23 protein-coding genes are annotated in these 20,959 nt (G+C 40.3%); 1 reads left to right on the forward strand and 22 read right to left on the reverse strand.

Going from position 1 to position 20,959, the window contains the following annotated elements:
- Positions 1 to 22: 22 nt before the first annotated feature.
- The 13 genes from KFT32_RS18045 to KFT32_RS18105 all read right to left on the reverse strand — a co-directional run bounded on the left by KFT32_RS18045 (position 23) and on the right by KFT32_RS18105 (position 12,116).
- Positions 23 to 988: an ROK family protein gene (locus KFT32_RS18045; protein WP_211748640.1), complete on the reverse strand. Its 966-nt coding sequence runs from the start codon at positions 986 to 988 to the stop codon at positions 23 to 25.
- A gap of 10 nt (positions 989 to 998) precedes the next feature.
- Complete coding sequence (locus KFT32_RS18050; RefSeq protein ID WP_211748641.1) at positions 999 to 1,508, reverse strand: GNAT family N-acetyltransferase; 510 nt, start codon at positions 1,506 to 1,508, stop codon at positions 999 to 1,001.
- Positions 1,509 to 1,550: 42 nt separating this feature from the next.
- On the reverse strand, positions 1,551 to 2,162 hold the full coding sequence (locus KFT32_RS18055) for a histidine phosphatase family protein (protein WP_211748642.1): 612 nt from the start codon (positions 2,160 to 2,162) through the stop codon (positions 1,551 to 1,553).
- 240 nt (positions 2,163 to 2,402) lie between these two features.
- Positions 2,403 to 3,953: an ABC transporter substrate-binding protein gene (locus tag KFT32_RS18060; RefSeq protein WP_211748643.1), complete on the reverse strand. Its 1,551-nt coding sequence runs from the start codon at positions 3,951 to 3,953 to the stop codon at positions 2,403 to 2,405.
- 73 nt (positions 3,954 to 4,026) lie between these two features.
- Positions 4,027 to 4,935, reverse strand: coding sequence for a carbohydrate ABC transporter permease (locus tag KFT32_RS18065; RefSeq protein WP_211748696.1), 909 nt, complete (start codon positions 4,933 to 4,935; stop codon positions 4,027 to 4,029).
- 21 nt (positions 4,936 to 4,956) lie between these two features.
- Positions 4,957 to 5,895 carry an ABC transporter permease gene (locus tag KFT32_RS18070; protein ID WP_249435967.1) on the reverse strand — a complete coding sequence of 313 codons (939 nt, stop codon included), beginning with the start codon at positions 5,893 to 5,895 and terminating at the stop codon, positions 4,957 to 4,959.
- A 159-nt stretch (positions 5,896 to 6,054) separates the two neighbouring features.
- Positions 6,055 to 7,698 (reverse strand): helix-turn-helix domain-containing protein, encoded by a 1,644-nt coding sequence (locus KFT32_RS18075; protein ID WP_211748644.1) that lies wholly within the window; start codon positions 7,696 to 7,698, stop codon positions 6,055 to 6,057.
- Positions 7,673 to 9,454 carry a histidine kinase gene (locus KFT32_RS18080; RefSeq protein WP_211748645.1) on the reverse strand — a complete coding sequence of 594 codons (1,782 nt, stop codon included), beginning with the start codon at positions 9,452 to 9,454 and terminating at the stop codon, positions 7,673 to 7,675. Before KFT32_RS18080 ends, KFT32_RS18075 begins: the two co-directional genes overlap by 26 nt.
- Before the next feature lie 107 nt (positions 9,455 to 9,561).
- A complete protein-coding gene (locus KFT32_RS18085; RefSeq protein WP_211748646.1) occupies positions 9,562 to 9,783 on the reverse strand; it encodes a hypothetical protein in 222 nt (73 codons plus the stop codon).
- Positions 9,784 to 9,790: 7 nt separating this feature from the next.
- Positions 9,791 to 10,312 (reverse strand): DinB family protein, encoded by a 522-nt coding sequence (locus KFT32_RS18090; protein ID WP_211748647.1) that lies wholly within the window; start codon positions 10,310 to 10,312, stop codon positions 9,791 to 9,793.
- Between the two features lie 49 nt (positions 10,313 to 10,361).
- Entirely contained in the window at positions 10,362 to 10,646 is a 285-nt protein-coding gene (locus KFT32_RS18095) for a GNAT family N-acetyltransferase (RefSeq protein WP_211748698.1), read from the reverse strand.
- Positions 10,646 to 11,425: an alpha/beta fold hydrolase gene (locus KFT32_RS18100; RefSeq protein WP_211748648.1), complete on the reverse strand. Its 780-nt coding sequence runs from the start codon at positions 11,423 to 11,425 to the stop codon at positions 10,646 to 10,648. The genes KFT32_RS18095 and KFT32_RS18100 overlap by 1 nt, the downstream gene beginning before the upstream one ends.
- A gap of 283 nt (positions 11,426 to 11,708) precedes the next feature.
- The gene (locus KFT32_RS18105; protein WP_211748649.1) at positions 11,709 to 12,116 is read right to left on the reverse strand and encodes a hypothetical protein; all 408 of its coding nucleotides are present in this window, start codon (positions 12,114 to 12,116) and stop codon (positions 11,709 to 11,711) included.
- Between the two features lie 644 nt (positions 12,117 to 12,760).
- On the opposite strand from KFT32_RS18105, the gene KFT32_RS18110 reads away from it, so the two are divergent.
- The gene (locus tag KFT32_RS18110) at positions 12,761 to 13,390 is read left to right on the forward strand and encodes an acetate uptake transporter (RefSeq protein WP_211748650.1); all 630 of its coding nucleotides are present in this window, start codon (positions 12,761 to 12,763) and stop codon (positions 13,388 to 13,390) included.
- Between the two features lie 262 nt (positions 13,391 to 13,652).
- On the opposite strand, the gene KFT32_RS18115 is transcribed toward KFT32_RS18110, so the two are convergent.
- The 9 genes from KFT32_RS18115 to KFT32_RS18155 form a co-directional block, all read right to left on the reverse strand.
- Positions 13,653 to 14,036, reverse strand: a complete 384-nt coding sequence (locus KFT32_RS18115; RefSeq protein WP_211748651.1) for a RidA family protein — start codon at positions 14,034 to 14,036, stop codon at positions 13,653 to 13,655.
- A gap of 79 nt (positions 14,037 to 14,115) precedes the next feature.
- Complete coding sequence (nhaC, locus tag KFT32_RS18120) at positions 14,116 to 15,603, reverse strand: Na+/H+ antiporter NhaC (RefSeq protein WP_211748652.1); 1,488 nt, start codon at positions 15,601 to 15,603, stop codon at positions 14,116 to 14,118.
- A 38-nt stretch (positions 15,604 to 15,641) separates the two neighbouring features.
- On the reverse strand, positions 15,642 to 16,811 hold the full coding sequence (locus tag KFT32_RS18125) for a MalY/PatB family protein (RefSeq protein WP_211748653.1): 1,170 nt from the start codon (positions 16,809 to 16,811) through the stop codon (positions 15,642 to 15,644).
- A 40-nt stretch (positions 16,812 to 16,851) separates the two neighbouring features.
- Positions 16,852 to 17,529, reverse strand: coding sequence for a helix-turn-helix transcriptional regulator (locus KFT32_RS18130; protein ID WP_211748654.1), 678 nt, complete (start codon positions 17,527 to 17,529; stop codon positions 16,852 to 16,854).
- A gap of 223 nt (positions 17,530 to 17,752) precedes the next feature.
- Positions 17,753 to 18,265, reverse strand: a complete 513-nt coding sequence (locus tag KFT32_RS18135; RefSeq protein ID WP_211748655.1) for a GNAT family N-acetyltransferase — start codon at positions 18,263 to 18,265, stop codon at positions 17,753 to 17,755.
- A 52-nt stretch (positions 18,266 to 18,317) separates the two neighbouring features.
- The gene (locus tag KFT32_RS18140; RefSeq protein ID WP_211748656.1) at positions 18,318 to 19,106 is read right to left on the reverse strand and encodes an SDR family oxidoreductase; all 789 of its coding nucleotides are present in this window, start codon (positions 19,104 to 19,106) and stop codon (positions 18,318 to 18,320) included.
- A 500-nt stretch (positions 19,107 to 19,606) separates the two neighbouring features.
- The gene (locus tag KFT32_RS18145; protein WP_211748657.1) at positions 19,607 to 20,107 is read right to left on the reverse strand and encodes an NUDIX domain-containing protein; all 501 of its coding nucleotides are present in this window, start codon (positions 20,105 to 20,107) and stop codon (positions 19,607 to 19,609) included.
- Complete coding sequence (locus KFT32_RS18150; RefSeq protein ID WP_211748658.1) at positions 20,067 to 20,399, reverse strand: metallophosphoesterase; 333 nt, start codon at positions 20,397 to 20,399, stop codon at positions 20,067 to 20,069. Before KFT32_RS18150 ends, KFT32_RS18145 begins: the two co-directional genes overlap by 41 nt.
- Before the next feature lie 41 nt (positions 20,400 to 20,440).
- Positions 20,441 to 20,944 carry a GNAT family N-acetyltransferase gene (locus KFT32_RS18155; protein WP_211748659.1) on the reverse strand — a complete coding sequence of 168 codons (504 nt, stop codon included), beginning with the start codon at positions 20,942 to 20,944 and terminating at the stop codon, positions 20,441 to 20,443.
- Between the last annotated feature and the right edge of the window lie 15 nt (positions 20,945 to 20,959).

Below are 20,959 nucleotides of genomic sequence, written 5' to 3' on the forward strand. Positions count from 1 at the left end.
CATAAAAAGGGTATGAATTCCACTATTTTAATCTATCATTTGCATAAATAGCCGCACCGATCATTCCTGCTCTTCCGCCTAACTGGGCTTCCTGAATCTTACAGGCCTCATTAGATAGCTTTAAAGCATGTTTCGCTGTGGTTTCTCGGACTATATGTAGTAATCGATCTCCGGCGGCAGACATGCCACCCCCTACAATAATTATTTCAGGATTAAATAAGTTGATTACATTGGATAGACCAAACCCTAGAATTCGCCCCGTTTCATGCATAACTTCAATCGCTACTTTATCTCCTAGATCGTAGGCATCAGAAATCATTTTAGCGGTCATTCGACTTGGATCTTGCCCAGTCCATTCTTGAATGATACTTTTTTGACCCGTACTGAGTTTTTCAATCAGCGTGTTCACCATACCTACAGCAGAGACATATCTCCCTAAGCAGCCGGAGCTACCACATTTACAAGGACGCCCTTCTCTATACATATTCATGTGCCCCACTTCCCCCGCACTTGAGGTCTTCCCATACATAACCTTCCCATTACTGATGATTCCGGACCCAAGACCTGTTCCTAACGTTATTAATACTAGATTGTCGTAACCAATTCCTGACCCATGTCGCCATTCCCCATAGAGATTTACACGTACATCATTATCTATAAAAGTAGGGAATTCAAAAAAACGATTCATAATATTGACGACGTGGATGTTTTCCCAGTCAGGAAAATTAGGAGAAAAGATGGAAAGTCCTTCATCTGGATCAAGAAGACCCGGAATGCCCATCCCCATACATTTGATGTCAGCCAGAGATAAATGAGAGGTTGCTATTAGCTCCGTAATTATGTCTTTCATTTTATTCATTACATGGTTTGGACCCTTGACTGCTTCCGTGGGCACACTTGTTTCCGCCACCGTCTTATACTCATTATTAAATATAGCCGCTTTGATGTTAGTACCGCCTAGATCAATGCCTATCGTAAATTCGCTCATATAAAATCTCCTATTTCTTATTCTGAAACACTTGAATAGGTCCCTGCCACTTCTCATTGTTAACTATTGTCTCCGAGTATTCTCCGGCAGTGTAATCATGAATAACCTTATTCCAAAATTTATTTGCAGGTAGATTTTTTGTTGTTTGCCGCACTTCCCAAGTTCCTTTAAATTTATTAAAAATGGTGTGAGCTGCTTGTTTGCCATAGCCTTTATTTCTAAATTTACGCATAATAAAAAAATCACTTATTACATTCGTCTCTTTCGCGGTGCTCACTTTCACAAAATCCCTTGGAACATTGGATATAACTAGCGCAAAACCTGCTATTTCACCACCAACTTTCAAGAAGTAAGGGTGTCGATAATGGTCAGTCCATTGATGATCTAAATATTTGTAAAGATAAACACCATGATCGTTCAATACATGTTCATCAAACTCACTTGAGTCATATCTATAGAACTGTATTAGATTATTAAGAATGACCTTATCTTCATAAGGGATTTCAATGATTTCAAGCATCCTTATCTCTCCTTGTCCATGTTGGGAAAACCAACGCTATACCTACAAATGATTTGTTAGATTCATTTCAGTAATTTCCCATTTATTCGACGTCTTCTCAACCGTATGTACACTTGTATTATCGATCGGAAAGAAAGAGCATTTATTGGTCCATTCCTGACCGTTTAAAAGATAGTACAAGACATTAATGACACCGCCATGTGTTACTACTAACACATTTGTCTCTATTTCTTGGCTTTCAAGCTGAATACATAAATTCTCAAACGCTTTTCTAACTCTGTTATGAAAATGGATTGGAGTTTCGCCTCCTGGAAAAGGAGTATCCATGTGAAGAGTATTAAAGTAAACACCCGGGTACTTTTCTTCGGCTTCTTTATTTGGCATCCCAGCTAGGATCCCGTTATTCATTTCTCTCCACTCTTCTGTGTACAGGGCCTCTAGTTTGAGAACTTGTTCAATTTCTCTTGTCGTTTCCACAGCACGTGCAAGATTGCTGCTCAGAATGGTATGAATGCCATATTGCTCAGGATGATGATATAAATACTTAGCAAGTTTCCTCGATTGAAGAATGCCTTGATCAATGAGTCCCCTGCCACTCCATCCTCCACGGAATCCCTCTTCATCTTCGCCGTGTCTAACGAAAAATATCTTCATTGCAATATTCCCTCCTGTAACCTCACAATAATTTAAATTATTGTCACTCTATATAAGTAATTAATTGGAAAACATACAATAGTTTACAATGCATTTAGTAAATATGGAAGCGACAACATTATATTAATGAAAATAAAAACGACAGTCCCAAGGCATTATAATTTCCTCCTAAGTAGGGACAAAAAGAAAGAACAGCATCCAAAAACCGATACTGTTCCTTTTAAAAATTTTCCTTTGAGACTAGTTGTTTGCCAAAAAGGCATCCAACTGTTTTTGCTTCTCTGCGATGATTTTATCGATACCCGCTGCTTTCAATTTTTCTGCATATTTCGGAATCATTTCATCTGGATTTACCGCACCGGAAGTAAGTGCCGGTTTAAACTGTTTGTTGACGTTATTGACCGCGGCAATCTCATTTTTGACAGACTGACTGTTAAATGTGAATCCGAGCGCCGGTGACTTTACACCTCTGGCATTGAAATCTTTAAACTTCTCCCATTTCTCAGGATCTTCATTATCCCAGAGATAGTTGAGGAACTGATTGCCAAGTTGCCACTGAGCCCCCGGATTATAGGTCCGGTTGTTCGGGTCCGTACCTTCAGGCAGGCTGATGATATTTTCGCTGCCTTCTTTTTTCACATAGTGTTCGCCTTCAATACCGAAGTTGAGCAAATTGTTCACATAAGGATCGGAGTGAAGCAGGTTAATCACTTCCATCGCCTTGGCTGGATTTTCAGATGTACGGGACAGAGCCAGCATCGCTCCGGAGGCATCCCCTGTCGTAATCGTTGGCTCCGTAAGTTCAATCTGAGTCAATGGGAATCCAACATAGCTCTCTTCTTCCTTGTCTTTCCCAGGTTTCATTCCATCTGTCCACATAAAGACTTTTCCTGCTTTAGCCTGATCTTTCGGGAACACTGTAGATGTTGCAGAATCACTATTGATGTACCCCGCTTCGTACCACTTACGTGCAAGTGCCGCAGCTTCCTTGAATTCAGGAGTTTCCACCTCATTCAATACGGTAGTATCTGAGCCGATTTTTCGAATCACACCGGGTACGGAAGCATCACCAAGATAATCCCAATCCAAGTTATCCAGTAGTCCATTTCCTGTTGAATTGGACATATAAAACGGAGTTACACTTGGTTCGTTTTCCTTGATCGTTTTGAGAAGCGGCTCGAGATCCGCCCATTTCTTCACATTCGAAATATCTAGATTATACTTTTCAAGCAAATCTTTTCTTACCAGCACGCCGCGGGTTGCCGCCAGTTCCTTATTTGTCGGAACGCCGTAATTTTTTCCGTCTACCTTCGATCCTTCTAGGAATGCGGGATCAAGGTTCTTAATAATGTCCTGTCCATCTTCCTCCAGCAGATCGTTTAAAGGTAGAAAAGCACCTTTTGCCACGTTCACCGTATAATTTTGCCATGCTGCTGTAAAAATGATATCCGATTTCTCTCCCGACGATATCATGAGGTTCAACTTGTTGTCCCATTGTCCCCAATCAATCGCGTTAATTTTAAGCGTTGCTCCGATTTTGGGTTCAATGTATTTATTAATTTCGGCCTCTACTTTCGCTACGTCCTTCTGAGGTGTCCCTGGATAGAACAAAGATACTTCATAGGACTTTTCCGATTTAACTTCGGAATCCCCTCCCGTCTTCGTCTCACCGGTGGATGTAGTATTTCCGCTCCCCGAACATCCGCTTAAAGCCAGCACAATTGCGGTGATGGTTGCCAGAATAATCGGTCTTTTCCGTCTAACGAATCGTCCCCCATGAATCCAATTCATGACCTTGCCCTCCCTAATTTAAACTCAGTATTTTAAAACACATACATTTCTAGGCAGAATCAACTATTATCTTTTAGCCTTTAACCGCACCAACGGTCAACCCCTTGATGAAATAACGCTGGAAGAAAGGATACGCGAGCACAATCGGTCCGATACCCACAACGGCCATAGCCATCTGTAAGGTTTTGTTCGGCAAATCCAGCATGCCTCCCTGGGAAGAAATCTGCGAGGCGACATTGGAGTTGGAAGTAAGATACTGGATATCAAGCAAGGTTCGGTACATTAAATATTGAAGACTGATCGTTTTATTGTCAGAGATAAATATCATGCTTAGATACCAATCGTTCCAATAATTCAGCGTACTGAACAAGGCAACGGTAGCAAGTACCGGCAGGGATAAGGGGAGAACAATCCGTACAAAGGTACGAAATTCACCTGCGCCGTCCACTCGTGCCGACTCAAGAATAGACATTGGGATCGAATTCGCAAAAAAGGTTCGCATGACTAGGACAAAAAACGGTGACATCAACATCGGCATAATCAGAACCCAGATGGAGTTTTTCAAATCGAGTAAATTGACATAGACGAGGTACCAAGGTACCAATCCGCCGTTAAACAACATCGTGAAGAAAATAAAGAAAGCGAAAAATTCCCGATACGGTAAATCACGTCTGGACAACGGGTAAGCATAACAGGCGGTCAGCGCTACACTGATCAATGTGCCCACCACGGTAACAAAAATCGAAACCCCGTAAGAACGAATGATCTGATTCATATCTTTGAACAAAAAGTCATAAGCACTTACACTAAATTTCTCCGGTATAAATCTATATCCATTCGCAATCACCGTCGTTTCATCGGATAACGAGATGGAGAGTACAAGAATGAGTGGCAAGATGCACAAAGCCGCGTAAAAGATGAAAAAAGCGTGAATGACAATTCCTGATCGCTTAGAGACATGAAGCGGATTACTGGAACCCATATGCAAAAAACTCTCCTCCTTTTAAAATAGTGCGTTATCCTTGTTAACACGGCGAACGATGGAATTAGACAACAGTACGAGTATAAATCCGACAACCGCCTGGTACAGACCAGCCGCCGAAGACATACCAATGTCACCGCCGATCAGGAACGTACGATAGACATAGGTATCAAGAACATTCGTCACCGGGAACAGAGCGCCGGATTCGAGCGGTACCTGATAGAACAACCCAAAGTCTGCATAAAAAATACGTCCGATCTGCAGCAATGTCATCACAATCATCAGCGGGTAAAGGAATGGAACCGTAATAAAGCGGACCTGACTCCACTTGCTCGCACCATCAAGGACGGCTGCCTCATAATACTCCTCACTGATCCCGATCACGGCAGCCAAATAAATGACTACATAATATCCGATATTCTTCCAGGTATTCACAAAGGGTAAAATATACGGCCAGTATTCCGGTTCGGAATACCAATCGACAGACTCCTTGCCAAGAAGCGGCAGAAAACTCGTGTTCATAAACCCGGAGTCTTTCCCCAGAAAAGCAAGCACTAGATAACTAATAACAATCATTGATAGAAAGTATGGTAACAGCATGACCGACTGATAAAACTTCGAAGTGAATCGCCCTTTCACCTCACTCAGTAAAATGGCAAGACCTATACCGAGCACGAGATTCAGCAAAATAAACACAACGTTGTACGCAAGGGTGTTGCGTGTAATTTCCCAAGCATCCGAAGTGCCGAACAGATATTTAAAGTTATCTAGTCCAGCCCAAGGACTTCCGAAAATCCCGTCGGTGTAATTGACATTTTTAAAGGCAATGATGACTCCAAACATCGGTAAATAGTTATTAATCAGCAGAAACACAACCCCTGGCAAAAACATCAAATACAGCACTTTGTATTTGCCCAGATTGTACAGCATGGTTTTCTTTTTCTTTATTGGTTTTGGCATTACTTTACACCTTTCCCCCTTCATATAGGTTCACTGTTCACCCTCCCCTTCAGTGGTAACTTCATTATAAAAATCGCAGCTAAGTTTAAATACCAAGTATCGTAACCTCTTACTGTGTCATTTGATGACATTCATCTGCTACAAAAAAAGAACGGACGCTCATAGCATCCGCTCTTCCTCTGTCTTATTCCCGATCTGCCTGCGGTACTGCTGGGGAGTAAGACCCGTATATTTCTTAAACATTTTCGTGAAATGGGTGTAATTAAAATATCCTACTTTGCTTGCTATATCCGTAACTGTGGCACTTGTGGTCAGCAGCAATTCCTGCGCTTTCTGGACTCTGGCATGAAGAATATAGCTACTTAAGGACATGTCCATTTCTTTCTTGAAGAATCTGGATAGATAGGCAGGATGAAATCCAATAAAGTCTGCTATTTCCTCTCTTCCCAGTTCGTATTCCAGCCTTGCATCAATGTATAGGCATACCTTCTTCACCGTCGAATGTGTATCCTCTCCTTCCGGATGGATCAGCAATCCCGAACGTGAAATGAGTTCATGCGCCCACTCGCGAAGCGCTGGAAAAGACCTTGTAACATCCGATTCCTGCGGTTCCTCGCCCAGATAAATACTATGCAGGGCAATTCCATTCTTATGAAGTAAAGGATATATAGAATGTAGCAGTGCGTGATAAAAAGATTGCAGCAGCTCCGCTGACGAAGGCTTCTGTTCCTGCATCCAATCGATGAGTTCATCCGCCCTTTGTAATACCTCTTTTATTTTCCCTGTTTCCATGAGCAGCGAAAATTCAGGTGCCCACGGCAGCGGAACAAGTTCAGGGACAGACTCGCTTTTCTCTTCGCTCGCCTGAATATAATAGACTCCATCCCTACCTGCCACATTGTGTCTGTGGACCTGCAATAACTTACGGTAAGCCTCCGGCATATTCTTCAGCGGAGTCCATTCCCCAATATAGCAGGACAATCGGCACGACAGATAAGCAGTACATCTGTCCATATAATCCTTGCAGGTGTCTTCCATTGTATCCGGAACTTGCGATGTCTGTATCTTATCCGAAGCATAGAGCAGAACCAGAACATACCCGCGCTGATCTGCCACAGCATCTCCGGCATTACCATCCAGAACAAATTCCTCCGCAGCATTACACAGCCCAAACTCCAGAATATCGAGATCTTTATCTGGGAACTTTCGAAGCCATTCTTCCACGCGAAATAAAATCGGCAGGATGAAAGTTCCTGGATCCAGATCCACATGATAGATCAACTTCAGTTCGTTAATTTTCGCTTCGCTGATCGGGTAACGGGAAGAGTATAGATCCTTCCAAAACCGTGCCAACCGTTTAGGTTTCCAGGAATGATCTTCTTTTATATAAACCTCGTACACTTCAGCTAATTTTCTGAATTCAAGATTCTGCATTCTTTTTTCCAGTGCTCGTTTGACCGTCTCCATTAAGCTCACTGAATTGATAGGTTTCAGCAAATAATCGAAGCTGTGCAGCTGAATTGCCTTTTGTGCATAGGAAAACTCGGCGTGACCCGTCAGAAAAATGGTTTCTACCTGAGCTGCATAATGCTGAACCCAGATCTGAAGAGATAACCCGTCTTCTTCCGGCATTTCAATATCGCAGATCATAATATCAACTTGTTCCTTCTCAAGCACACTCCGGGCTTCATCCGCTGACATCGCTGTATAAAGATGATCAATACCGATTTGTTTCCAATCCACTGCCAGCAGCATAGCTTCTACAGCATAATATTCATCATCCACGATGAGCAAGCTGTACATCCGTGATCTCCTCCCCAGGTATGTGGCACTTGTAGTTCATCGTTATTTGTACGGCTGCGCCGCCGTCTGATCCATTCTCAAAATGAAGCTCGGCACGCTTGTCTTTCATCTTCCGCAGCCGATGCTGTACATTCCAGATCCCGATACTTCTTCCCATCTTCTCCTCTGGGGTATATTCCCCATCCTGCAGCCGGGCAAGAACATCTTCGGAGAAACCCGGCCCATTATCCTGAATCCGGATCAGTAGCTTTTCCTCTTCAGGTAAATATGTGACCCCTATTGTGATCACCAGTGTGCCTCTCCCCTTCTTAAATCCGTAGAGCACACTGTTCTCAACAAAAGGCTGCAACGTTAAAGGAGGGAGAAGCAAATCTTCGCAACGCGGGTCCAACTCCAAATGATATTTCAACAAGTGTGGGAACCGTAGAGTTTGAATTTCGAGATAGTTTTCCACATGCTTTAATTCATCCTTGATTGGAATCACATTGCGGTCAGCTTGCATGCTGAACCGAAAATAACCACCGAGATGTTCCGCCATTTTTTGAACAAGATCATATTTGTGCAGGGCTGCTAGACTATGAATAATATGGAGCGAATTCAAATAAAAATGGGGGTTGATTTGCATTTGGAGCTGTTTCAGCTCCGCCTCCTGGACACGAAGTTGCTCTTCATACATACTTATTTTTAGATCCTGTACCTCAGTAGTCATCTGATTAAAGGTTTCGGTTACAAAAGTGAATTCTGGCGAAGAGGAAGGTGCCAGCTTCACATTCAGTTCCCCTCGGCTGACCTTTTTCATCCCTCGAATCAGTGTATTCATCGGTTTGAACAGAACTTGTCTTAGAAAAAAGAGAACGAGTATGAGCAGAATGGATGCAGCTAAGGGCAGCAGTTGAATAATTCGCTGAAACACAGGCAAGTTGCGCATAATGCTAGACTCAGGTAGCATGACAACATAATTGATGAACGCCTCATGAGCAGGCACCCCGATCATCAGATAACGATCCTTGTCTCCACCTTGACCAACCACCTGATATAACGAAGTTAGGGCTGACTTATGCTCAGAAGCCAAACTTACCACCTCATCAGGCATTTCTGTGCTAGATAAAGGCGTACCCTGATTAGATAGAATCACAGAGCCCCCGCCTTCTCCCCATTCCGTACTGTGTACCCGCTGATTGAGGCTTTCCATTGGAACCCAGGCCCCGGCAATAAACTGCTCATTGATCCTTACCGTTTTTACGAGATGATAATTGTCTTTGATCTGAACAATCTCCCACTTATAGGTAGGGATTCCTACGCTCATACGAGAAGCCTCTGGCATCATTTCCCCAATTGCCGTAATTTTTTCATCATATCCATTTTGGGTGGCCAGTACGGTATCGTGATGGAGGGTATCATATAGAAACAGACCATCCAGCAAATCGTAAAATCCCAAATCAGTTCTGAACTTATTCACAATCCGCTGCTTAGCGATGGTGTAGTCTCCGCTTCCGTACTCTAAAAAAAATAACGATATGATATCCGGGTCCTGTTCCCCTAGACTGTATAAATAACGATTCGTTTCCTTCAGTATTCGTTCATTTTCTTCCACATTCTTAATGACATAATTGCGATTCGTCAGGGATACCTGATCCCGAACCACATCCATGGCATAGACGTTGTTGAAGTAAAGAAACAATACAAGTGGCACCATAATCATGGAAAAGCCCGTAATGATTTTGAATCGTAAAGAAAACCTTGAACGATTTTTCATGGATCATCCCCACTATTTAACTGGTTATGAAAACGCTATCGAAAATTTGCACATGATCTCTAATTCGATGGAATTTTTTTGGTTCCTTCTTATTTAAGAACTCTGAGTTAGATACCTTCCATATGTTCTATAAATTCTTCATTCTTGAGTCTTAACGTTTTGTCATATGTTTCTACTTCGAATAAATCCCAAAATATTCGCCCCTCTTCAGATAGATCCTTCAAACAAAAATATATTTTTCCTTTCTCAATCAAAAAAACTTCTTGTTTATTAATACGTATCTTAATATCTTTAACTAATGAGCATTTCATCGTTTTTTCACTTATCAATCTTTGTTTACTCCTGTTTACGGTACCATTTTCTAAGCTGATTAATATGAGCTTGATGATAACGGCTATGGTCAGCCATATGCCATAAGCCCCAACGTATAGTAGCTTGTTTTTCATTTTCATGTCCAAATATAACAACTCTATCGAGATCAGCATCTGTTAATTGTGTACATAATTCTTTCAACATACTTAATACACCTTCATATGTAGACATAAGTGTGTTCAAAGACATCCCTTTGACCATCGGAAGCCTATTATTTTCATCTATCATGGGGCCATATTGCTCTTTTAATGACTGAGGAAGTGGAAGTCCCTTGATTCTATAAACCCAATTCAGATCAACATACATAACATGTTTTATTAACTGAGCGGTACTATTAAAATGGTGTTGAGGTCCCTTGTAATCGACTTCTTCTTGCGACATACCCTCAATGATTGCCTGTAGTCGTTGGCTATTCTCTTTTACAGCAGCATATAACATTCCCACGATTGGTGACATATCTATTTCACCTTGTAAATCGTAAAGCATTCTGAATCCTCCCCCCTTGTAATTAATGAATTCATGATTAATCTAAAAATTATGCAGATTGTTCGGTATGCATAAATCGGTATTGTATTAGTTGGTCGTCCACCCCTAAATATTGTTCACTTCCAACTCTACTTATTTCTTTGAATCCTATTTTCTCTAACATTTTTCTAGATCGAATATTTGATTCATGTGTTTCAGCGTAATAGATTGTAATCCCCAGCTTATTGGAACCGTACTCCATCATACATAAAGCAGACTGAATTCCTATACCCTTTCCCCATAATGCACTCTCACCGATCGCTATTCCTAACTTCGCAGTATTGTCTTTTCTTATTACCTTTTTATAGGGACAAGTCCGTTCGGTAGCTCTCTGTCATGAATCCAAGCATCAACTATCTTGTTAAATAACTCAGGCTCGGAAAGAGATGCTCCATGACCAACGTTAGGTATGATAATACCTTTACAATGTATAGTTTTGTCCATTAAGTCTAATACGGATTTCTTCATCATTTTTTTCTCTTGATCACCAACCGTAATTAAGATTTTTGATTTAGACCTACTGAAGTCTTTCGGTATACTAAAAGACATGTTTTCTTCTAGAATGTTAATAAGAGTGTTACGTTCCATATTATTTGTTTCTTTATAATACGTCTCAAACATTTGTTCACTAATGTATAACTGTTTTGCTTGAAGCTTCGAAAAGGTTCGATTTTTTGTTAGCCTATAAGTTAACCAGATAGTAGGTTTAATTATTTTATTAGCTAATGGAATAGGTCTAACAAGTGCACTATTTAATATTGCATAATCTACTATATCTGTGTTCATACTTAGTATTTTAATAGCTACTTGTGCACCTAAAGAAAATCCGATGAGAATAACTTTTTTACCTTGTGCCTTAGTTAGAATCAAACTTAATATTTCTTCAGCAGTATGATGAATAGAAAAGTCCGTGCTGGAACTTAAGCCATGTCCAGGTAGGTCTGGAACTAAACAATGGTAATCTTTAAAGTATTGAATTTGTTGTTCCCACATCCAACCACTTACTCCTCCCCCATGTAAGAAAACGATGAGAGAAGCTTCTGTATTTCCTGACTCTTTATAATATAACTTCAATGGAATTCACACCTTTACTTCTTCGCTTAGTGCTTCTTTATTAGGCTTCCTGCTAAAAATCAGACCCCCAGCATAAATTCGAAGTTAGCGAAGAACTCCTTTAATTACTTTGAAGTAAGTTGTAACTCTTCTTTATAACCATTCCATTCAACTTTTACATTGATTTTCGAATCTTTCGGCGGAAGAGCACCATTTCCCTATATTCTTGATTATATCGTACCATCTACTAATCTAACCCCCACATTCTTCAACGAATGTTCGTTGTTAGTTGATTTTTTATTTCTTAGAACTCTTTTCCAAATTGCTCTTCAAATAATGCTCTAATGAGCTCTGTAAATTCAGTGTTTGTCTTGTAATAAATTTCATTAATTTGATTTGGTATAAATCCTAACTTGATTTCGTCTCCTTCATAAAGACTTATTCCATAAACATAACCGACTCTTCCTTCTTGATTATCATCAGGTGTTAATTCTATATCCTTAATTTTACTAATCCATTGTTCTATTACTACTTGTTCTTCTATAACTTTCCTTTCCCCAGAAGATCCATCCAATAATTCAATTTTATCTATCTCTGAGATGTTTCCTGGATAGGCTTCAGACAATGAAATCTCATTCAAAAAAACGGGGTTTGGTTTATTCGCACAACCTGTTATTACGATCACTAGAAAAAATACAATCACTCGTTTCAAAAAATCACCTCCCGTTTCACTTTATGTTTCTTCTTCCCTTTATTTATACTGTAGAATTTGTATTGTAGGTTTGGTCATTAGTAGGAAAGTGTTTATTGCTTCATCTTCATCAAAAATAATCTTTAATGATTCTCTATCTTTGTATTTTTCAACTTTTAGCCCTTTTACGTTCTCGAATTTCAGTTCGTAAATGGTTCTAGTATTGATTCTTAAATTTATATAAATCGTGTGATATGCTGGTTCAATCCAGCATTCTATGGGTTCATAGCCTTCAATTCCTCTCGACTGATATTAATAAGATAATTGTTATGTTAGGCTTGGTACTTAAATCGTTGTCACACCACTTTTCACTTTGACTATTCTTTTTCTTCTATGACAATATCCCCTTCTCCTAAAGGTACTTCAAACCCTGTTAAGATTGAAGATAATAATAATTTTTTATTGTAAATACAGCGTTGGCATCAAATCGATGGGTCCGATTGCAAAGACGTTCATGAAAATTTTTGATGTTATTTTCTGAAATACGGTGAATTTCCATAAATTTCACTTACACGTTTGCTGTGACTGTGATATGATTTCCAAGGCCCTCAGAATGGTGAATTCATCTGATAGCCTTATCTACTTGCATAACTACTGGAGGAACTATGACAACACAATCAAAGCAATCGGTACAAATTATTACAGCTGATCCAAGCGGAATCGGCCTATTTGGTCTGGCTATAGTTACGCTTGTCGCATCTTCGCAGAAGCTTGGTCTCACAACAGGCCTTAGCTTCGTTATCCCTTGGGCTATTTTTCTTGGTGCACTAGCCCAGATTTTCGCAGCTATTCAAGATGCCAAGCATAATAATACATTTGGAATGACGGCCTTTGCTGCCTACGGCTTCTTCTGGCTTGCGGTCGCTACCAGCTGGTTAATGAAGCTGGGTGCCTTTGGTCCTCTTCTGTCCGCTGACATAGATGGAAAGCAGCTCGGCTTCGCCTTTTTAGGTTATTTGATATTCACGTTATTCATGACTATCGGTGCCATGGAAACGAACAAAGTACTGTTTATTATCTTTGTGTTAATTGATTTTCTTTTCTTAGGATTAACATTGGACGCTTTTGGAGTCGCACCGCATGTATTCCATACCATCGCAGCATATGCTGAAATGGGTATTGCTATCGTATCTCTATATGGTTGCGGCGCATCTGTTCTTAACGTTCATTTCGGACGCCGTTTCCTTCCTATTGGTGCGCCATTTGGTATCTTCAAGGACCATACGGACAAATAAATTTTCTGAATAATTTAAAATAAAGCCCTGATAGATCAAGCTTTTTGATCTCATCAGGGCTTTATTTTTATTTTGTCAGCGATTGCTTAACATGCTCCGGTACACGGTTAGACATACCAATATTATTCAAATCATAATTAAAAGTAACATTCGTTATTTTCATCTAATCACTTCCTTGTTCTTCATATTTCCGAGAATCTCATATTGAGCTGTGTTTTACACTAAAAAAGCCCCCGGTTTCCCGGAGGCTCATAAATACTATTTATTTTACCGCGATAACTTCAATCTCCACAAGTCCGTCCTTCGGCAGCTTCGCAACCTGAACGGCGCTACGTGCCGGATAAGGCTCAGCAAAGAAAGTGGCATATACTTCATTAACAGTCTGGAAATCGTTCATATCTTTTAGAAATACTGTCGTCTTCACTACATGCTCCATGCCATACCCTGCGGCTTCCAAAATCGCATTCACATTAGCTAGTGATTGCTTAGCTTGCTCCGATACAGAATCGGGAAATTCTCCTGCAGCATTCATTCCAAGTTGCCCGGAAGTAATAATCATATTACCAAATTGTACTGCTTGTGAATAAGGCCCTATAGCCCCCGGAGCGTTTGGAGTTGCGATTGTTTTTCTCTCTTGTTCTGTCATATACGTTCTCTCCCTTTATCCACGCATTGATGCGCATTATAATTATTATTTTCTCAATTGGGTGTACAGCACACCCATTTTATAATGATTCAGCTGCTTTTACATCATCATACTCCTTCAGCATTTCCTGTTGCTGCTCTGGAGTCAACTTAGTGATTCCAAAGCCTGTGAAGCCCCAGATTGTCGCGAAGATAATACCTGTCCAGCACAAGGTTGCCCAAGGTAGATATGAAAGAGTTGAGACCCCCAAGGTTCCAGCCATATAAGCCCCTGCCGCAGTCCATGGTAAAATAGGTTCAACAATGGATGCAGAGTCTTCAATCGTTCGGCCAAGGTTCTTCGGATGCAGACCTCGGCGGATATACGCCTCACGAAGCATTTCACCAGGCATTAGGATCGATACCTGCCCATTGCTTGTTACCCCAATCATGGTCAAACCGGTAGCAATTGTAGCCAAAATCAGCGATCCTGTTGAGCGCACATACTTCAGAATCTTATTTACGATTAATTCCAGAGATTTTGTCAGCGAAATCGTACCAGCAAACGTAATGGCACAGAAACAAATCAGCAATGTACCCATCATAGAGTTCATTCCACCGCGATTTAGAAGGCGAGGAATATCTGGAATCACTGCTGCCGCGTCAAAACCTTGAACGTTAACCATAGCCACATCAAAACCATTAATAACGGAAGTAATTACATCATGCAGTGTGAATCCTTGAAAAATCATACCATTAGCCATCGCTACAAAAGAGGAAAAGAGCATAACCGGGATGGTAGGCTTTTTGCGAATCGACCCATACAGAACAATTAATACCGGAAGAAGTAATAGCAAGTTCCAGTCAAACACCGTGCTGAGCGTGTCCATAATGGTGATAACCTTCTCAGGAATAGCCATACCGGCCCCATCGGTATTGAATCCGGTGATCAGGAAGATCGTTCCGGCGACGATAAATGAGGGTACTGTCGTATACAGCACATGACCAATATGTTCATACAGGTTAACTCCCGTTGACAGCGCTGCCAAATTCGTTGTATCTGATAATGGTGATAGCTTGTCGCCAAAATAGGCTCCCGCTACGATTGCACCGGCAACAGCGGCTAGGTTTGCATCAAGTCCAGCTCCTACCCCCATAAACGCTACCCCGATCGTACCTGCTGATCCCCAAGAAGTACCTGTACACAAAGAGACAATGGAAGTGACAATGAATGCTGTAATCAGCAAAAATTGCGGATTAATAATTTCAAGCCCGTAATAGATCATCATCGGAATCGTACCGCCGATCATCCAAGCGCCAATCATAAATCCGACCGTGATCAGGATCAAGATAGCTGGCATTGTCTTGGCAATCTTCTGCGCAATCGAACCCATAATGTCGTCATAGTTGTAACCCAGCTTTATGGCGATGATTCCGGCAACCACGGTGGACAAAATGATTAACGGTTCAGGTGGCAATTCGAATAGAACATATCCTAAACATAACAGCAGAATCATGGTAACAATCGGTAATAAAGCTAAAAACAGAGTAGGTTGCTTAACCGTCTTTTCCTTACTTGGCTTAGCCATTTAAGGTTCCCCCTATCGATGATGTAAGAAATTATCTGTTACTTAAAAGGGTAATTGCTCGCCATTCGCTCAAAAGCCTCTTGCAATAATGCCCTAGGAGCACCGAGATTCAGGCGAATAAATCCTTCACCGTCCGCGCCAAAGGACGAACCAAAGCTTACGCTAACCCGGCTTTTATTTTGAATCCATTCAATTAAATCGCTTTCATTTCTGCTTAGGGCTGTACAATCTACCCACAATAGATAGGTTCCTTCTGCTCTCACAATTTTCAGTTCAGGCATATGCTCAGCAAAAAAATCTTCCGTAAATGAAATATTGTCCGTAATATAAGTTCGAAGCTCCGTCAGCCAATCATCACACTCCGTATATGCAACCTCCAGAGCAGGGATGGCAAAAAAAGTAGGATTATGAATGCCAGCCTGTCGTAACCCATATTGGAATTGCTCCCTTAACTGCTTGTTTGGGATAACAATATTAGCGATTTCAAGACTTGCTAAGTTAAAGGTTTTGCCTGGCGAAGTGCAAATGATGGACCGCTCCGCGATCTGTTCTGACAATTTCGCGATAATGGTATGCTCATGTCCTTCGTGAATAAAATCGGCATGAATGTCATCTGATACGAGCAATGCATCATAACGAATGCAGAGGTCAGCTATACGTTCTAAATCCATCTTTGTCCATACACGCCCTGTCGGGTTATGCGGAGAGATTAACAGAACCATCTTAACCCCTGCCTTCATCTGGCGTTCCATATCATCAAAGTCGATTTCATATCGACCATCCCTAAGCAGCAACGGATTTTCTACGAGTTTTCTGTCATTGATTTCAACAGCATTAGCGATGGGTTGATAGGCCGGAGTATGCATTAAAATTCGGTCACCGGGTTCTGTAAATCTCTCGATTATAACCGATACTGCCTGTACAATCCGCGGGCAGAACACGATCCATTCTTGCGGTACATCCCATCCGTAAGCTTTATCAAGCCACTGCTGTACGACCTTATAATAAGGAGGGAACGGATCGGTATATCCGTAGATTCCGTGCCGTGCCATCTCGCTCACCTTATTTACGACTTGCGGGGGCGCTTGTATATCCATATCTGCAACAGAGAGAACGATCATATCATCCCCTAAGCTGTTTACAACCCCGTCCCACTTCGCGCTATTGGTGCCAATTCTACTAATCACTTGATCAAAGTTATAACTCATGGTCTCACCTTCTTGTTTTTCTATCTAGACCTCTACTTTATTATTTCAGCTTTTGTAAATAGCGGTAAACCGTAGGTTCCGATATCGATAAAGCAGTTGCTACCTGCGAGACGCCGCCTTTCAGCAAGAAAACTCCAAGCTCATTTAACTCGCGGACAACCTCAATCTTCTCCTGCGACGACAAACGTTCCGGCGGAATTTTTAATTTACCAATGACTGAAGATATCATATGCTGCAGCAAATCATCCGCATTCCCTTGCAGATACTCTGTTGTTTGCTTTTCTTCCTTCGACGTTTCAGCAGCAGGCATTACATATGGATTAGGTCCTCCCTGTAAAATATGTTGAACCCATTCAGCTGCTACTTCCATATGTGTAACGTCAATATTCAGACACAGCAGGCCAACCAGCTTATTCTGATCATTCTTTATATAGTAGGTAGACGAGCGAAAGCTCTGACCGAATTTGCCTGATGCTTTGTAGTTAGCAATATACTGTTCCTCATGATAAGCCTCGGATTTGAGAATTTTTAGGACAAGATCAGTGGATGCATCGCCTACTTCACGTCCACTAATATAACCGTTCTCAATAAAAACAATGGAATGCTCCGGATCACTGATATCATGCACGACGACTTCACATTTAGGTCCTATAATTGCCGCAATGAATGAAGCGATCGGAAAAAACCTCTCAAGATACTGCCGATTCTCACTCCCCATCAATTTGGACTCCTTTCTCTGTATTCAACAATATAATTTTTTATTGTATAAATAATAAATTATTATCTTGATAAAATAATATCACAACTGTAAAACGCTTTCAACTTTTTTTGTTGATGATCGTAATTTATAAAGAAAAAGCCTCCACGGTCACTTCTGTGACACGTGCAAGCTACTTACGAGAGTTATATACTAATCTTATATGATCTGTCTTCTTGATTTACTATCCTACCTGTTCATTATCTCTCAATGTAAAATATAGAAGATTGTCTTTCAAATCTTTCTCTTCATTAAATCCGATCTTCTTTAAAAGTTTCTGTGATGGGACATTTTTAATTTCAGTTATCGCTTCAATATAATGGAGTCTCATCGAATCAAATCCAATTCGTATCACCTTCAATAATGCCTCCTGCATTAGCCCCTTTCCCCAATACTGTGGCGACAAATCAAAACCTATTTCGGCTTTAGATTCTTGATTCTCTGTAGACCAGCAATGAAAACCGCATGTACCTATAAGTTCATTATTTTCTTTATTAAATAATCCGTACCTACAGCCAGAATCATTAATATGAAAAGCAATAATTTCCCTAACTTCCTCTATGTTTTTACATACATCGATATCCATGAATTCCGTTACTTCCGGATATGAAAAATGTCTATATACTGCTTCAATATCATCTAGAGTTAGTTCTCGTATGAATAGTCTTTCCGTTTCAATATTCGGGTATTGAATCATAAGTTGCCACCCCTACCCTCTTTTAGTTATGTCTGTTAGATTTTTGAGTTCATTAACCTCTCTGAAATCCACCTTCTGAGTGAATGACTTGTCCAGTTACCCACTCCGCTTCGTCACTTGCAAGAAAAGTAATGAATCGCGCTGCATCTTGAGGCAATCCTATTCTACCCTTTGGAGATTTAGTCAAAATGTAATCTTTTACGTCATCACTCATCCATCCCGTATCCGTTGGACCTGGATTCACGGCATTTACTGTAATTCCTTTCGAGGCTACTTCAGCCGACAACGTTAAAGTGAATGCATCAATAGCTCCTTTAGTAGCAGCATACGCTATATTACCAGCCATTGGCCCTAATGATTGACCAGAAGTTAAATTAATAATCCTTCCACCGCTGGAGTGGCTAAACCGACTAGCAAACTCTGCACTTAATAACATCGTTCCACGAATATTCACTTGGTAATGTTTATCAAGTACTTCAGCAGTTAATGTATCGTATCCTACGTCAACCGAATAGGTTGCATTGTTGATTAAAATTGATGGCTTCCCTAATTTTTCTTCAACTGCATCAAGTAACTTAGTAGGTGCTAATGTATCAGAAAGATCTAATTCAAACTTCTCACAACGTACACCGTATTCTATAATTTTATCTTGTAACAATTGAGGTTCATTGGAATTGATTCCCCAAGGCATCTCTCGGTCATAGCTAGTCCAATACGTAAAAAATACATCAATTCCTTGACTCGCCAATGCAGTACATATTGCTGCCCCAATGCCGCTAAGGCGAGAAGCACCCGTTACTATAGCTATTCTTCTTTTTGAAAATAAATCTTTTTCCTCCATGATTTATTCCTCCTTTTTATAAGTTTGGGTAATTATTTGTAACGTTTGGCATTCCTGACGTTCAGGCGACATAAGTGGTAGGGAACGGGTTAAAAGATTTAGACAGTTGAATGTATCCCCTGAGTTTTCTCCGAAGATTCCTGTTGGTGCCAAATGCACCTACGCGACATGTATTAATGTTCTGTTAAACGGAGGTACTGCCTTCTTCGAACACCAATCCCAATAGTCGTTTGTAATTTTCGTAATCTCTTCAAAGAATCGTCACAGAAACAAACTATATTAATAAATTCACCTTCTTGTTTTGCATCGGTAATTTCAAGTTCTAGGGCTGTTATTTTAGAGGTATCATAAGTAAAATAGTTAAACTCACTATCAATCATTTCTGCTAGATATTGAATATATACTGTATTGTTCCGTCATGAAGACTGCCAATAGCAGTTTTCATTTGAATGAGTATCATTTTTTTACTCCTTAGCTTCGCAGGACTTTCGTATACGATTCTAAAAAACTTTCGGGTCTTTCAGTTCCGACCATTGGATCTGGGGTTCCTCATCCCTATCTACCGTTATCGTCCCTATCATTACATGATCTAAATTTGGGTTCTCAAAATAGTGTTCTAACATAAAGCTAACAACTTTGGACAAACGAAGATTCTTAATCATCCCCTGACTTATCCAATGTAATTCTCCTTCATCTGAGCTAACAAAAGTAGTTCTCTTTAATTTACCGAAATAAACAAATTGTTGCCTAATCTCATCCTCTTTGACCCGCATCAGTATATACTTTAAATCAAGATTTTCTAAATCGTTCTCTTCAAATCCAGATTCTTCATATATTTCTCTCATACATGCTTTTTTAGGAAAATTCAGTTCTTCCGGTTCCATATGTCCACCAAGTCCTGACCAAAATTCAACATCCGTAATTCTACTAGAAGACTTCTTCATCATTAATATATCTTCGTTAAAAAACAGGAAAGCCGTTGCCATTTGTCTTACTTCCATTTGCATCATCCCCATTTTTATCTTGTCCACATTGTTTTAACCAATTTTCATTTCCTTCTTCAACATGCACAATAACTTCAAACTGGTGATTTCCTTTAAGAAAGTAAACTTGATCAGGATTGTTTTTTTGCAATTCGATCGCATATAAAATGGTCTCAGGAGAGAACTTTCCTCTGTCCAATAAATCACCGAGTTGCACTAATATCTGTTCATCTCGATTCCAATGTTCATTAATTAATTTAGTGAAAGTATGAAAACAACCATGCACATCTCCAACTACGAATAACTCCATTGTTTGACCCCCATAAAAAGTCTCGCACTAAAATAACCGAATTAATTCTTCTCATATAAATTAGCACTCCACCCCTCACCATTCATTCTTCTAACATATTCAAATCCAATTTCCTGATAATACCGATTTAATCTTACATTATCCGCCATACAATCAAGTCTAATGAGGGTCTTCCCTTTTTGTTTGATCTGTACTTCTGCGGACTTTAATAGATATTTACCTATTCCTTTTGCTTGAAAATCTCTATTTACTGCAAATCTATGAATGTATCCAGAATCTTTGTTATCAAGTTCTTGCCATATGAAAGGATCGGACCACGTTAATATATATGTACCTACAATTTCATTATTTATTTCAGCCAGATATACATCAGATCCATTGGTCATAAACTCAATGACTTGATCTATATGAAAATTCTCTGGGCGCCATTGAAAAATCCCTTTAGAGTTGAGCCATATGGCCGACTTTTGCCAAAGGCTTAACACAATTGGAGCTTCTTCTAAGGATGCGGATCGAATAAAAAGTTGTGTTTCAATTAGATCCATTGATATCCCCCTCTA

The organism is Paenibacillus sp. Marseille-Q4541 (assembly GCF_018310695.1).
Classification (GTDB): Bacteria; Bacillota; Bacilli; order Paenibacillales; family Paenibacillaceae; genus Paenibacillus.